We start from the raw sequence: 13,861 nt of genomic DNA, 5'->3' as shown, positions 1-13,861 counted from the left end.
TCCATCGGGCTGCACCGCCCGCCGCTCCCGGAGTACCCTTCCTTGATCGTTGCTGGGGGAGTGCTCGACAAGCTCGGGGGAGCGGAAGGCGGTGCGGAGCGGGTGAGCTCGGGAGGGCTTGAGCTGCCCCCTGGTGACGAGGGTCACGAGGGCCAGGAGGGTTCGGTGGCAGCCTCCGCGGACATCCCGCCCGGAGCGGTGTCGCTGGCTCGGCCCATGGATGTGGGGTCGCAGATCGGACCCGAACTGGACTGGGGCACCGACGCGTGGCGCGAGGTTCGTACGCGCGCCCAACGAGCGGGGCGCGCGTACATCTGGCTGAATCTGGTCGAGCAGCGGCTGCGTGCCGTCGTCGCGGCCGTGCTGCGTCCGATCTATGAGCCCGTGCACAGTGACGACTGGGTCGTGGCCGCCGCCGGGCCCGCCGGACAGGAGTGGGTGCAGCGGGCCGTCGCCGTGCGCGAGGTCAGCCGACGCAAGGGCTACCTCCTCGACCCGGCCGACGACAACGTGCTGTCCTTCCTCACGCTCCCGCAGCTGCGGGAGCTGATGGTGCAGCACTGGCCGTGCTTCGAGCCGTACTTCGACGACCGGCGCGACGTCGAGCTCGCCCTGGACGAGCTGGAGGTCACCCGCAACGTGGTCTCCCGCAACCGTGCCCTGTCCGAGACGGTCCTCGCCCAGGCCGAGCGCGCCTCGGCCCGCCTGCTGGAGATGCTCGGCGCGGGCTCCGACGTCCCCTCGGCCCGCCGGCTGCCCATCGACGCCGTCGAGAGCCTGGTCGGCGACCGGTACGCGGACGTCGTGGGTGTGCACCCGGACCGGGTACGGCTGCTGCGCCAGTTCCCCGCCGAGGACCTCTTCGGCGGCGCCCGGCGGCTGGACGCGATCGGGATCGGGCTGAACCTGCTGGTCCAGAACTTCTCCGGCCGCCGCCTGATGCGCCTCGCCGAGTCCGGCTGCCGGACCCGGCTTCTCTTCCTGAACCCGGCGTCCAGCTCGGTCAAACGCCGCGAAAGGGAACTCGGTATCAAGCGGGGCGAGTTGAGCCGTGCGGTCGAGATGAACATCCTGCACATGCGTCGCGTACGGGCCCGGCTTCGCGACCCCGGCGCGTTCGAGATCCAGGTCTTCGACGAGACTCCGCGCTTCACCGCGTACCTCGTCGACGGCGACGGTTCGGACGGTGTCGCGGTCGTCCAGTCCTACCTGCGCCGCACGCGCGGGATGGAGGCGCCGGTCCTCGTACTGCGCGGTGGCGGGCGCCTGGTCAAGGCGGGCGCCCCGGCGGACATGGGGGAGAACGGGTTGTTCGTGACATACCGGGACGAGTTCGAGCAGGCGTGGGCGGACGGCCGCCCGGTGTCGTAGGAGCCGCCCGGGACCGGCGCCGGACGCATTGTCAGTGGCGCATGCGAAGGTGGTGGTCACTGGGGGAACGCACCACGAGAAGGGGGCTGCCATGGGCTGGCACCGGGAGCTGATGGTCGGCTTCGACCTGGAGACGACGGGGACGGATCCGCGTGAGGCGCGCATCGTCACGGGCGCTGTCATAGAGGTCAGGGACGGCTCGGTCCTCGGCCACCGGCAGTGGCTCGCCGACCCGGGCGTACCGATCCCGGACGAGGCGGTCGCCGTGCATGGGATCAGCAACGAGCGGGCGACGGCGGAGGGCGCGCCGGCCGACCGCGTGGCCGAGGCCATCGCGGAGGTGCTCGTCGGGTACTGGCGCACGGGCGTCCCGGTGGTCGCGTACAACGCGACGTTCGACCTGACCCTGCTCTCCGCCGAGCTGGCCCGGTACGGACTGCCCTCGCTGCGCGACCGTCTCGGCGGCACGGAGCCGGCCCCGGTGATCGACCCGTACACGATCGACCGCACCGCCGACCGCTACCGCCGCGGCAAGCGCAACCTGGAGGCGGTCTGCACCGAGTACGGCGTCACGCTCGACGCCGCGCACGACGCCTCGGCGGACGCCCTGGCCGCCGTGCTGCTCGCCCGCGCGATAGGCGACCGCCATGCGAAGGTCGCCTCCCTCGGCCCGGCGGAGCTGCATCGCCGACAGGTGGAGTGGTACGCGCAGTGGGCGACGGACTTCCAGAACTTCCTGCGGAAGAAGGGCGACGCGGCGGCGGTGGTGGACCCGGCGTGGCCGATAAGGGATCTGGAACCCTCCAGCCCTGCCCCTTCCAGCCCGTCCGGTGTTTGAGGAGTGGAGGTCCGGGGGCGAAGCCCCCGTGTGAGCGGCGCCGCGGCCAGGCTCAGAACGGATACCACCGCACGGAGGCGTCCCCGTCGCGCAACGACGCCACCCGCCGCCGAAACTCCGCCAGGGCCGACGGGTTACTGGGCGCATGCTGTGCAACCCACGCGCAGGAAGCAGTCTCCCGCGCCCCGCGCAACACCCCACACCCCTCCCACTCCCGCACATCCCACCCGTACGAGGCGACAAACCCGGCATAGGCCGCCGCGGGCAACCCGTACCGGTCGAGCGACAGCGCCATCACCACCAGATCGTGCTCCCGCAGATCCGACGAGAACGTTTCCAGGTCGACGAGGACGGGCCCGTCGGGCCCGATGTGCACATTGCGGGGCAGGGCGTCACCGTGGATCGGCCCGGGGGTGAGCCGCGGGGTCAGCGCGGCGGCGGCCGCCGCGAATCCGTCGCGCCGCTCGCGCAGATACGCCGCGTCCGCCGGGTCGATCGCGGAGCCCGCGAGCCGCAGCCACCGCTCGACGCCGCCCAGCAACTCCCGCCGGGGCAGCGTGAACGCGGTCGGCGCGGGCAGCGCGTGCACGAGCTTCAACAGCTCCGCCAGATCACGCGGCTCCGCGGGCCGCACCGACGCCGGGATGCGCTGCCACACCGTCACCGGGTGTCCGTCGACCAGGAGCGGCTCGGCCTTCGCGGCCCGCACCGCCGGTACGCCGTGCTCGGCGAGGTACGCGGCGATGGCCAGCTCGCGGCGGGCGCGGTCCAGGAGTTCGGGCGCCCGGTCGGTGCCGCGGCCCACCTTGACGACGAGGTCGCCGGCGGCGAACACCGCGTTCTCGCCGAGAGCGAGCAGCTCCGCGCCGCCCGCCGGGCCGTCCACGACACCCGCCTGAGCCAGCACGTCCCGTGCCCGTGCCTCGTCCATCACTCGCCTCCCGCATGCCTGCCGATACCGGCCCGGTCCCTACCGGCCCAGTCTCGCACCCGTCCGTATGTCTTGACGTCGCAGGACCGTGTCAGGACCATGACGGAGGCCGCCGGGGCGGCCGGAAGCCTCAGAGCCTGTCTTTGAACGCCGTCCGCAGCGCCCGAAGGACCCCGAAGGAGTCGCATCCGTGACCTCGGCGACCGCACCAGCACGGACGGGGCAGCGCCCCGCGTCCGGACCGCCCGGGGAGCAGGGCGCCTGGTTCCTGGTGCTCCCCGCTCTCCTCCCCATCCTGGTCCTGAGCGTCGGCCCGCTGCTGTACGGGATCGGGCTCGCCTTCACCGACTCCCAGTCGGGCCGCACCACGGCGACCCAGTGGGTCGGCACCCTCAACTTCCGGGATCTCTTCCACGACACCCTGTTCTGGGAGTCGTTCCGCATCGGCCTGCTGTGGGCGGTCGGTGTGACGGTGCCGCAGTTCCTGCTCGCCCTCGGTCTCGCGCTGCTGCTCAACCAGAACCTCCGCTTCCGCTGGCTGGCGCGGGCCCTCGCGATCGTGCCGTGGGCGATGCCGGAGGTCGTCGTCGGCATCATGTGGCGCCTCGTCTACCACCCGGACGCGGGCATCCTCAACGAGACGCTGCGCGACCTCGGACTCGGCGACGGGCGCGACTGGCTCACCGGTCTCGCCACCGCGCTGCCCGCCGTCATCGTCGTCGGCGTCTGGGCGGGCATGCCGCAGACCACGGTCGCGCTGCTCGCCGGGTTGCAGCACACCCCGCGTGAACTGCACGAGGCGGCCGCCATGGACGGGGCGGGCGCCTGGCGCCGGTTCCGCACGGTGACCTGGCCGGCGATCCGCCCGGTGGCCCTCGCCATCAGCGCGCTCAACTTCATCTGGAACTTCAACGCCTTCGCCCTGGTCTACGTCCTGACCAACGGCGGGCCCGGCGGCCGCACCCGGCTTCCCATGCTGTTCGCGTACGAAGAAGCCTTCCGTTACGGCCAGTTCGGCTACGCGGCGGCGATGGGCTGCGTCATGGTCGCCGTCATCTCGGTCCTCCTCGCCCTCTATCTGGTGGGCCGTCTGAAGGGGGGCGACGAGCTGTGATGAAGCCGTCCAGGCCTGCCCGCGCGGGCCAGTACCTCGCGCTCCTGGCCTATCTCGTCTTCCTCGTCTTCCCGTTCCTGTGGCTGATCTCCACGGCGTTCAAGCCGCCGCGCGAACTCGCGAGCCTGCACCCCACCTGGATCCCCGAGGACCCCACTTTCGCCAACTTCCGGCAGGCCTTCGACGAACAGCCCCTGCTGCGCGCCGCGGGCAACTCCCTGCTCGTGGCGGTCAGCACCGCCGTGATCGCCCTCGTCATCGCGACGCCGATGGCGTACGTCATGGCGCGTCACCGCTCGTTCGTGTCGCGAGCGGCGACCGGCTGGGTGGTGGTCAGCCAGGCGTTCCCGTTCGTCCTGGTGATCATCCCGCTGTTCCTGATCCTCAAAAATCTCCACCTGATCAACGCCCTCCCCGGCCTGATCATGGTGTACGTGGTGTGGGCGCTGCCCTTCGCGTTATGGATGCTCGTCGGCTATGTCCGGGCCGTACCAAGGGAGTTGGAGGAGGCCGCGGCGGTCGACGGGGCGGGCCGGTTGCGCGTCCTGGTCTCCGTGACGGCGCCGCTGCTCGCGCCCGGCATCGTCGCGACGGGCCTGTTCGCGTTCATCAGCGCGTGGAACGAGTTCTTCTTCGCCCTCGTCCTGATGAAGACCCCGGAGCGCCAGACGCTGCCGGTGATCCTGACCCATTTCCTCGGCGCCGAGGGCGTCGCCGACCTCGGTCCGCTCGCCGCCGCGGCGTTCCTGGCGACGCTGCCGTCACTGGTGATCTTCGCGGTCATCCAGAAGCGGATCGCGGGCGGCATGCTGGCAGGAGCGGTGAAGTGATGCGGAACGTACGCACGTCGGTTCTCGCCCTCGCCGCGTCGCTGACGCTGCTCATCGCCGGCTGCTCATCGGGATCGGAGGAGACCGGCGGCCCCGTCACCCTGGAATTCCAGTCGCTGGCCTGGCAGAAGGAGTCCGTCGACGCCAGCAAAGAGCTGGTGAAGGAGTGGAACGCGGCGCACCCCGACATTCAGGTCAGGTACATCCAGGGCAGCTGGGACAGCGTCCACGACCAGCTGCTCACTGCCTTCGAGGGCGACGAGGCGCCCGACATCATCCACGACGCCTCCGACGACCTGGCCGACTTCGCGTACGGCGGCTACCTCGCCGATCTGCGTGACTACCTGCCCCAGCGGCTCAAGTCGGCCATTGCACAGCCCAGTTGGGAGACGGTGACGTTCGGGGACGGGGTGTACGGGGTGCCGTTCCTCCAGGAGCCGCGTGTGCTCGTCGCCAACGCGACCCTGTTGAAGAAGTCGGGTGTCCGGGTGCCGACGCCGGAACGCCCCTGGACCTGGGCCGAGTTCCGGCAGGTCACCCGGCGGCTCAGCGGCAAGGGCGCGTACGGGGTCGCCTGGCCGCTGAAGGAACCCGTGTCGGCGACGCTGAACCTGTCGCTGTCCACGGGCGGGCAGATGTTCCACCGGGGCGCGGACGGCAAGGTGACGGTCCGTTTCGGCGCGGCGGACGCGGTCGTGCCGCGCACCGTGCACGATCAGGTGAACGTCGACGGCAGCGCCTCCGGTACGACGCTCGGCATGGGCGGCTCCGACACGCTTCCCGGGTTCTTCGCGGGCAAGTGCGCGATGGTGCCGCTCGGCTTCTCCTACCGGCAGCAGATCGTGCAGCAGGCGCCCAAGGGGTTCGACTGGCAGGTGCTGCCCGCGCCGGCCGGGGCCGACGGCCTCGCCCAGGGCGTCAGCCCGCAGACCCTGTCCGTCTCCGAGGACAGTCCGCACAAGAAGGAGGCCGCCGAGTTCATCGACTTCCTCCTGCGGCCGCGCAACATGGTGCGGCTCGCCCTGGGCGACTGGATGCTGCCCACCGGTACGCAGGCACTCCAGGACCCCGCGCTGCACACCACGAAGTACGGCTGGGCGACCGGCACCGCCCTCGCCGCCCACCTGCGTTCGGCCCCCGCCCAGTCCGTGCGCGGCTACCCCGAGTGGAAGGACAAGGTGGCGACGCCCGCGCTGCAGGAGTACTACAGCGGCGCGATCGGCCTCGGTGAACTCCGGCACCGCCTCGTCGACGACGGAAACCTGGTGCTCGCGCGCTACCAGAGGTAGCCGACAGAGAGCGGCTTCCCGGATATGTGATTGCACGAGACGTATCGTCTTGTCTAAGGTGGGCGTATGACGAACCCGGAAGACCGCAAGCGTGCCCACATCGCCATGTTCTCCATCGCCGCTCACGGACACGTGAACCCGAGTCTGGAAGTGATCCGGGAACTCGTCGCCCGTGGACACCGCGTCACGTACGCGATCCCGCACCTCTTCGAGGAGAAGGTCGCCGAGACCGGCGCCGAGCCGGTGCTCTACCGCACCATCCTGCCCGGACCCGACGACGACCCGGCGGCCTGGGGGACCACGCTCCTGGACAACGTGGAACCGTTCCTGAACGACGCGATCCAGGCGCTGCCGCAGCTCATCGAGGCCTACGAAGGGGACGAGCCGGACCTCGTGCTGCACGACATCGCCTCGTACCCGGCGGGCGTCCTCGCCCACCGCTGGGGCGTGCCCGCGATCTCCCTCTCACCGAACCTCGTCGCGTGGCAGGGGTACGAGGAGGAGGTCGCCGAGCCGATGTGGGCGGAGCCCCGGCGGACTCCGCGCGGCAAGGCGTACTTCGACACGTTCACCGGCTGGCTCAGGGAGAACGGGGTGCGCAAGACCGCCGAGGAGTTCTGGGGCCGCCCGGACCGTTCCCTCGTGCTCATCCCCAAGGCCCTGCAGCCGAGCGCCGACCGGGTCGACGAGAAGACGTACACCTTCGTCGGTGCCTGTCAGGGCGACCGGACCGCGCAGGGCGACTGGGAGCGCCCGGCCGGCGCCGAGCGCGTGCTGCTCGTCTCGCTCGGCTCGTCGTTCACCAAGCAGCCCGGCTTCTACCGGGAGTGCGCCAAGGCCCTCGGTGATCTGCCGGGCTGGCATGTCGTGCTCCAGGTCGGCAAGCACGTCACGGCCGACGACCTCGGCGAGCTTCCCGGCAACGTGGAAGTGCACCAGTGGGTACCGCAGTTGGCGGTCCTGAAGAAAGCCGACGCGTTCATCACGCATGCCGGCGCGGGCGGCAGCCAGGAGGGCCTTGCCACCGCGACGCCGATGGTCGCTGTCCCGCAGGCCGTCGATCAGTTCGGCAACGCCGACATGCTGCAGGGCCTCGGGGTCGCCCGGCGCGTCCCGATGGAGGAGGCGATGGCCGGGAAGCTGCGCGAGACGGTCCTCGCCCTCGTCGACGACCCGGAGGTGGCGCGCCGCCTCGCCGTGCTCCAGCAGGAGATGGCGGACGAGGGCGGCACGCAGCGGGCAGCCGACCTCATCGAGGCCGAACTGCCCGCGCGGTAGAGAGCTTCACTCGTACAGCGTGGTGGAACGCCGTCGCTGAGCCTGTCTCTGCCGGACGGACCTCATTGGAGGTGATCCGTCCGTTTTGTTATTACAGAAGCTTGTTGAACAAGTCACAGGTGTATGTAGGTCTTGATCTGGTCGCGTCAATCGGTCAGGGTTTCGTCTCAACCCCCGGAGATCTTCCGGAGATTGCCGGGGACGGCACGAAATTACGCGCCCCCACGCGCGTAGATCCTCAACCCCCCACATCACCACGAGGAGACCCCTCTTCATGGCAACACACAAGCGTGCGCGCACGATGAAGCTGACCGCGGCGATAGCCACGGCGGCGACAGCTGTGGGCGTGACGGTCTTCACCGGCAGCTTCGCGGGAGCCGCGGCCCCCGCCCAGGGCAAGGTCTATGGTCTCGACGCCAAGGGCGCCGTCTCCGGCAGCTACATCGTGCTGCTCGACCAGAAGGCGAACGCCACCGCCAAGAAGGACCTGGCCAAGAGCTATGGCGGCACCCTCAAGCGGAACTACGCCTCCGCCGTCAACGGCTTCTCGGTGAACGGCCTCTCGGAGACCGAGGCCAAGCAGCTCGCCGCCGACAAATCTGTCGGCAAGGTCGTCCAGAACAAGAAGTTCCACATCGACGCGACCCAGGACAACCCGCCGTCGTGGGGCCTGGACCGCATCGACCAGGCGGACGCCGCGGGCGACGGGAAGTACACCTACCCCGACGCGGCGGGCGAGGGCGCCACCGCGTACGTCATCGACACCGGCGTGCGGATCAGCCACAAGGACTTCGGCGGCCGCGCCTCCTCCGGCTTCGACGCCATCGACAACGATGACAACGCCGACGACGGCAACGGGCACGGCACGCACGTCGCCGGCACCATCGCCGGTACCGCGCACGGCGTCGCCAAGAAGGCGAAGATCGTCGCCGTCCGTGTCCTCGACAACGAGGGCTCCGGCACCACCGAGCAGGTCGTCGCCGGCATCGACTGGGTGACCCAGAACCACAAGGGCCCCTCCGTCGCCAACATGTCGCTCGGCGGCGGCGTCGACGAGGCGCTGGACGCGGCGGTGCAGAAGTCGATCGCGTCGGGCGTCACCTACGCGGTCGCGGCGGGCAACGAGTCGGCGGACGCCTCCACGTCCAGCCCGGCCCGCGTCCCCGAGGCCATCACGGTCGCCTCCTCCACGAAGGACGACGAACAGTCGGACTTCTCCAACTACGGCTCCGGTGTGGACATCTACGCCCCCGGCTCGGACATCACCTCCGACTGGAACACCGGCGACGACGCCACCAACACCATCTCCGGTACGTCGATGGCGACCCCGCACGTCGTCGGTGCCGCCGCCGTCTACCTCGCCGGGCACCCGGACGCGGCCCCGGCCGACGTCGCCAAGGCGCTGACCGGCGGGGCCACCCCCGACGCCATCACGAACGCGACCGAGGGCACCCCGAACAAGCTCCTGAAGATCGTCGAGTAGCACGACTCCAGCGACCGGCGGCCGCCGCGCCCACCCCCACGGGGCACGGCGGCCGTCCCGCGTCCGCCCACCGTGTCCGCCTATCGTGTGCGGATGACGACCAAGAGATACGCGGCACTGCTGCGCGGCATCAACGTGGGTGGCAACAAAAAGGTCCCGATGGCCCAACTGCGCCCTCTGATGGAGGGGTTGGGCTACACCGACGTCCGTACCTACCTGCAGAGCGGCAATGTCACCTTCGCCGCCGACGGCGGCGACGAGGCGTCGCTGGAGCGGGACGTCGCCGCGGCCGTCGCCGCAGAATTCGGCTTCTCGGTGGACGTCGTCGTACGGGACCACGCCTACCTGCGCGCGGTCATGGAAGCGTGTCCCTTCCCCGCGGCCGCACTCCAGGGCAAGCAGCTGCACGTCACGTACTTCTCGGCGCCCGTGAGCACCGAGCGGTTCGCCGGGATCGACCCGGCGGCGTACGCACCGGAGGACTTCCGGCTCGGCGACCGCGCCCTGTACCTCTACGCCCCCGACGGCCTCGGCACGTCGAAGCTGGGTGCCCAACTCGGCCGCCCCGCGCTGAACAAGGGCCTGATCGCGACGAGCCGCAACTGGAACACCGTGGTCAAACTGGTGGAGCTCACGGACGAATCGTGAGCGCGTCGAGCCGGGACATGTCGTTCGCGGTGAGCCGTACGCGCGCCGCGCCGAGGTTCTCCTCCAGGTGCGCCGGCGACCCGGTGCCCGGCGTCGGGCAGAGCACGGGCGAGTGGTGCAGCAGCCAGGCGAGAGCGATCTGCGACGGGGTCGCGCCGTGTGCCGCCGCGATCTCCGCGCACACGGGGTGACCGGCGAGGCTCCCGTTGCCCAGCGGGAACCAGGGCAGGAACGCGATGCCGTGCGCCTCGCAGAGCTTCAACAGCGGTTCGGCCGCGCGGTCCAGAAGGTTGTAGCGGTTCTGCACGGAGGCGATCGGGACGATGTCCAGGTCCAGGGCGGCCCGCAACTGCTCGGCCGTGACCGAGTCGAGGCCCACGTGCCGGATCTTGCCCGCGTCCCTCAACTCCCACAGCGCGCCCAGCTGTTCGGCCACCGCGACCTCGGGGTCGAACCGGTGCAGCTGGTACAGGTCGATACGGTCGAGGCGCAGCCGGCGCAGACTCGCCTCGCACATCGCGCGCAGCCGCTCGGGGCGCCCCTCGATGTGCCAGGCCTCGGCCGAATCACGGACGACCCCGCCCTTCGTGGCGATCACCAGGCCGTCGGCGTACGGATGCAGGGCCGCGGCGACCCGCTCCTCCGCCACGTCGGGCCCGTAGTTGTCGGCGGTGTCGACCAGCGTCACACCCAGCTCCACGGCGCGGCGCAACAGCGCGGTCGCGTCCGCGTCGGTCCCGCGCGCCCCCCAGCAGCCGGGGCCCGTCAGATGCACGGTGCCGTAGCCGAGGCGGCGTACCGGCAGGTCGCGGCCGATACGAAACGTCTCCCGATGCTCCTGGAACGCGTGGGGCTCCTGCGGTGCGGGGTGTGTCATGACGTGACGGTATCCAACGCGTCCCGCACGGCCTCGCGGCGCGGTCGCGGGGACCGGCGCCGCGTCGATCCGCTCGGCCAGCCGCCACTGCTGCGCCGCGGACAGGGCGCCGAAAGCCGTGACGAGCAGGCAGCCGAGCCCCACTGCCCACACTGCCCGATGAACGCGCACGATCGAGAGTTTGCCCGATCGCAACAGGCGTGTCGGTGGCCCCTGCAACCGTCCATGAAAGGCTCGCGGACATGCGCTATCTCATCATCGGAGCAGGAGCGGTCGGTGGCGCCATCGGCGGCCGGCTCGCGCAGTCGGGTCACGATGTCGTCCTCGTCGCACGCGGCACGCAGTACGAGGCGCTGCGCGACCGGGGTCTGGAGCTCCAGACCCCGGACGGGCCGCACACCCACCGGCTGCCCGTCGTCGACGGCCCCGAGGCGCTCGGCAGCCTGGACGCCGACGACGTGCTGATCCTCGCCGTGAAAACCCAGGACAGTGCCGCCGCGCTCGCCGCCTGGGGCGCGCGGCCCGTCGCGGGCGGCGGCACCGCGGCCCGGCGGCTGCCGCTGGTGTGCGCGCAGAACGGCGTGGAGAGCGAGCGGCTCGCGCTGCGCACCTTCCAGCGCGTGTACGCGATGTGCGTGTGGCTGCCCGCCGGCTTCGTGGAGCCGGGCGTCGTGCGCGCCGACGGCACCCCGCTCACCGGCATCCTGCACCTGGGCCGCTACCCCGAGGGCAGCGACGACACGGCGCGGGCGATCGCCGCCGACCTGGAGCGGTCGCATTTCGAGGCCCCCGTCGCCGCCGACGTCATGCGGTGGAAGTACGCCAAACTCCTGTCGAACCTGGCCAACTCGGTCGAGGCGGTCTCCGGCGTGATCGACGGCGAGGAGGGACTCGCCCTGATCCGGCGGGCCCGCGCCGAGGGCGAGGCCGTGCTCGCAGCCGCCGGCATCGCGTACACACCGCAGGACGAGGAGCAGAAGGTACGGGCCGACAAGATCCGGTTCGAGCCGTACGGCGGGGAGCCGCGCGGCGGCGGCTCCTCCTGGCAGTCCCTCAACCGCGGCACAGGCACCATCGAGGCGGACTACCTGAACGGCGAGATCGCCCTCCTCGGACGGCTGCACGGCGTGCCGACCCCGGTCAACGACGTCCTCCAGGAGTACGCCAACGAGGCGGCCCGGCAACGGCGTTCGGCGGGCGCGACGTCCGTGACCGAGCTGACCGCGGCGGTCGACGCACGCGGCTAGCGCCCCAGGGCCCTGTCGCGTTTGTTCAAGAGGGACCGGTGCGCCGCGCCCTAACGTCGGCGCCATGGAAGAACGTATGGACACCGTGTACCCGTACCTCGTGGAGGCCGCCGCCGAGGCCGCACGCGTCGCCGCGGGCGTCGGGCCCGACCGGCTCGACGCCCCGTCCGGCTGCGGGGAGTGGGACGTGCGCACCCTCGTCAACCACTGGGTGGTGTACAGCTCGCACGGCCTGGAACACCGCGCCCGGCGCCTGCAACTGCCCGGGGAGCTGACCGGGCGCGACTTCACCGCCGACGCGGACTGGGCCACGCAGTACGCGGCGCAGCTCGACCGGGCCGTCACCGCCTGGGCCGCGCCCGAGGTCTGGGACGGGGACATCGACCTCGGCTTCGCCCGGCAGCCCGCCTCCGAGGTCGCCGCCCTCATCTGGGCCGAACTCGTCCTGCACGGCTGGGACGTGGCCCACGCCACCGGCCAGGAGTTCCGCGTCTCGGACGGCGCGGCCGCGCTGCTGCTGCACGTGGTCGAGAAGAACGCCGCGATCTACCGCCAGTACGAGGGCTTCGCCGAACCCGTCGAGGTGGCCGCCGGGGCGTCCGTGTACGAGCGGGCACTCGCGGGGAGCGGACGGGATCCCGTGCCCGTCAGGAGCTGACGGACACACCGTGTTCCCCGTGCTCGCCACGCCACGTGTCCCGCCGTGCCCGGCGCACGGCGGGGCCCACCCCCAGACCCGCCGCGACGAACAGCACCCCGAGCACGGCCCAGCCCGCCGGCCCGTGGTCGATGGCCGTGACCGTCACCAGGGCCGGCGCGGCCATCGTCGCCGCGGCCTGGCCGGAGTTGAACACGCCCTGGTAGACGCCCTGCGCGCGGGCGTCCGCCAGTCCGTAGCCGACGGTCCAGCCGCCCGCGGCCGACAGCACCTCGGAGAGCACCTGCACCACCGCGCCCACCAGGAGCACCGCAAGCGCCCACAACGGTGACAGGCCCGCCGTGCACCCGAACACCGCGCACGCCAGCGCCATCAGCAGCCCCGCGCGGCGCATCGCCCGGACCGCGCCCGACAGGTCCTCCACGCCCCGCGTCACCCGCACCTGGAGCAGCGCGACCAGCACGCAGTTGAGGATCATGATGAGCGCCGCCGACCAGAGCGGCGCGTCCGTGTGCTGCACCACCCACAGCGGCAGCCCCACCTCCAACAGGCTGTACTGCAGGGCAAGTACGGCATTGAAGAGCGTCACGCTCAGGTACGGCAGATCGCGCACCGCCCGCCAACGGCTCCCCACAGGCGCGTCGTCCACGGGCCGCCGCGCCGTTCCGCCCGGCAGCCGGTGCACCATCAGCGCCGAGCCGACGAACCCCGCCGCGTCGACGAGGATCAGGGCCGTGTACCCGGCGGGGCTGTCCAGCTGGAGCGCCAGCGCACCGAACGCGCCGCCGACGCCCATGCCCACGTTGGTGACCATCCGCAAGTGCGCCCGGCCTTCCACGCGGGTCCGGGCGGGCAGCACATCGGCGTACAGCGCGTTGCGCACACCCATGCTCGCCTGGCACAGCGCGGCATAGACGATCGCCGTCGCCAGGAAGGAGGCGTACGAGCCGATCACCGTGTACGCCGCCAGCGCCAGGCCGCACCCGATCCACAGCACGGTCAGCACCGGCCGCCGCCCCCACCGGTCGGAGGCCCGCCCCGCGGGCACCCCCGCCGCGATCCCGAACAGGCCCGCCACGGTCAGGCCGAGCCCCACCGAGGTGGCACTCAGACCGACGATCCGCGTGAAGTACAGAACGCTGACCGGGAAGAACAGCCCGCGCCCGAACGCGTTGAGGAGCGTCAGCAAGGAGAGGCGCAGCAGCAGGGGATCGGTGGGCAGCATTCCGGCGAACCGGGTGGCGGGCGCGGCGTCGACGGATCGCGGCTCGGTCGGCGTAGTGGTCATGCACACAGC

At 71.4% G+C, this 13,861-nt stretch carries 13 protein-coding genes; 10 read left to right on the top strand and 3 right to left on the bottom strand.

Annotation, left to right across the window (positions count from 1 at the left end; all coding sequences use genetic code 11):
• The first annotated feature begins 102 nt into the window (after positions 1–102).
• Together ACIREE_RS20035 and ACIREE_RS20030 are read left to right on the top strand one after the other, a co-directional pair.
• Positions 103–1,371: an SAV2148 family HEPN domain-containing protein gene (locus ACIREE_RS20035; RefSeq protein ID WP_404154246.1), complete on the top strand. Its 1,269-nt coding sequence runs from the start codon at positions 103–105 to the stop codon at positions 1,369–1,371.
• A gap of 91 nt (positions 1,372–1,462) precedes the next feature.
• Positions 1,463–2,209: a 3'-5' exonuclease gene (locus tag ACIREE_RS20030; RefSeq protein WP_404153559.1), complete on the top strand. Its 747-nt coding sequence runs from the start codon at positions 1,463–1,465 to the stop codon at positions 2,207–2,209.
• A 52-nt stretch (positions 2,210–2,261) separates the two neighbouring features.
• Here ACIREE_RS20030 and ACIREE_RS20025 read toward each other — a convergent pair whose 3' ends face one another.
• A complete protein-coding gene (locus tag ACIREE_RS20025) occupies positions 2,262–3,140 on the bottom strand; it encodes a phosphotransferase enzyme family protein (RefSeq protein WP_404153556.1) in 879 nt (292 codons plus the stop codon).
• 190 nt (positions 3,141–3,330) lie between these two features.
• Between ACIREE_RS20025 and ACIREE_RS20020 the strand changes: the two genes are divergently transcribed.
• The 6 genes from ACIREE_RS20020 (at position 3,331) to ACIREE_RS19995 (ending at position 9,782) form a co-directional block, all read left to right on the top strand.
• Positions 3,331–4,254, top strand: coding sequence for a carbohydrate ABC transporter permease (locus tag ACIREE_RS20020; RefSeq protein WP_404153553.1), 924 nt, complete (start codon positions 3,331–3,333; stop codon positions 4,252–4,254).
• Positions 4,254–5,084 carry a carbohydrate ABC transporter permease gene (locus tag ACIREE_RS20015; RefSeq protein WP_404153550.1) on the top strand — a complete coding sequence of 277 codons (831 nt, stop codon included), beginning with the start codon at positions 4,254–4,256 and terminating at the stop codon, positions 5,082–5,084. The genes ACIREE_RS20020 and ACIREE_RS20015 overlap by 1 nt, the downstream gene beginning before the upstream one ends.
• Positions 5,084–6,373 (top strand): ABC transporter substrate-binding protein, encoded by a 1,290-nt coding sequence (locus ACIREE_RS20010; protein WP_404153547.1) that lies wholly within the window; start codon positions 5,084–5,086, stop codon positions 6,371–6,373. Before ACIREE_RS20015 ends, ACIREE_RS20010 begins: the two co-directional genes overlap by 1 nt.
• 66 nt (positions 6,374–6,439) lie before the next feature.
• Positions 6,440–7,651, top strand: a complete 1,212-nt coding sequence (gene mgt, locus ACIREE_RS20005; RefSeq protein ID WP_404153544.1) for a macrolide-inactivating glycosyltransferase — start codon at positions 6,440–6,442, stop codon at positions 7,649–7,651.
• A gap of 274 nt (positions 7,652–7,925) precedes the next feature.
• Positions 7,926–9,134 carry a S8 family serine peptidase gene (locus tag ACIREE_RS20000; protein WP_404153542.1) on the top strand — a complete coding sequence of 403 codons (1,209 nt, stop codon included), beginning with the start codon at positions 7,926–7,928 and terminating at the stop codon, positions 9,132–9,134.
• A 93-nt stretch (positions 9,135–9,227) separates the two neighbouring features.
• A complete protein-coding gene (locus ACIREE_RS19995) occupies positions 9,228–9,782 on the top strand; it encodes a DUF1697 domain-containing protein (protein ID WP_404153540.1) in 555 nt (184 codons plus the stop codon).
• Here ACIREE_RS19995 and ACIREE_RS19990 read toward each other — a convergent pair.
• Positions 9,766–10,659, bottom strand: coding sequence for an aldo/keto reductase (locus ACIREE_RS19990; protein WP_404153538.1), 894 nt, complete (start codon positions 10,657–10,659; stop codon positions 9,766–9,768). The two genes, ACIREE_RS19995 and ACIREE_RS19990, sit on opposite strands and share 17 nt — an antisense overlap.
• Positions 10,660–10,901: 242 nt before the next feature.
• On the opposite strand from ACIREE_RS19990, the gene ACIREE_RS19985 reads away from it, so the two are divergent.
• A complete protein-coding gene (locus ACIREE_RS19985) occupies positions 10,902–11,906 on the top strand; it encodes a ketopantoate reductase family protein (protein WP_404153535.1) in 1,005 nt (334 codons plus the stop codon).
• A gap of 64 nt (positions 11,907–11,970) precedes the next feature.
• Entirely contained in the window at positions 11,971–12,564 is a 594-nt protein-coding gene (locus ACIREE_RS19980; protein WP_404153532.1) for a TIGR03086 family metal-binding protein, read from the top strand.
• Here ACIREE_RS19980 and ACIREE_RS19975 read toward each other — a convergent pair.
• Positions 12,554–13,852, bottom strand: a complete 1,299-nt coding sequence (locus tag ACIREE_RS19975; protein ID WP_404153529.1) for an MFS transporter — start codon at positions 13,850–13,852, stop codon at positions 12,554–12,556. The two genes, ACIREE_RS19980 and ACIREE_RS19975, sit on opposite strands and share 11 nt — an antisense overlap.
• Between the last annotated feature and the right edge of the window lie 9 nt (positions 13,853–13,861).

Source organism: Streptomyces sp. NPDC102467 (assembly GCF_044765445.1).
In the GTDB taxonomy this organism is placed as follows: domain Bacteria; phylum Actinomycetota; class Actinomycetes; order Streptomycetales; family Streptomycetaceae; genus Streptomyces.
Note: the sequence above shows the minus strand (reverse complement) of the source record. Positions and strands in the feature narration are given on the sequence as shown.